Source organism: Nonomuraea candida (assembly GCF_000725485.1).
Lineage (GTDB): Bacteria > Actinomycetota > Actinomycetes > Streptosporangiales > Streptosporangiaceae > Nonomuraea > Nonomuraea candida.
Genome location: NZ_JOAG01000175.1, coordinates 1 through 289, shown reverse-complemented (window position 1 = coordinate 289; position 289 = coordinate 1). Strand labels below are relative to the sequence as shown.

Genomic DNA, 289 nt, shown 5'->3' with positions numbered 1-289 from the left:
TGCATGCGCCTCGCCTCGGCCTCGACCAGCGCCTGGCCCTCGTCGGTGATCCTGAAGTAGCGCCGGTTGCGGCCGTTGACCGTCTCCTCGCGGTCGACGGTGATCACGCCCCGCTCGTTCAGGCGTTCCAGGATGCCGTAGAGGGTGCCCACGGAGGGCTGGACCCGGCCCCCGGACAGCTCTTTGACCGACTTGCTGATCGCGTGTCCGTGCAGCGGGCCCGCGCGGAGGGCGGTGAGCACGAAGTACATCGGCTCGCTGACTTCGGAGGTTCCCCTGGGCATGGGGA

Annotated in this window: 1 protein-coding gene; it reads right to left on the bottom strand. The window is 69.2% G+C overall.

Annotated elements, in window-relative coordinates; translation table 11 throughout:
* Window positions 1-289: helix-turn-helix transcriptional regulator (locus IO39_RS43580; protein ID WP_063765467.1), on the bottom strand; the 289-nt coding region annotated here is incomplete at both ends.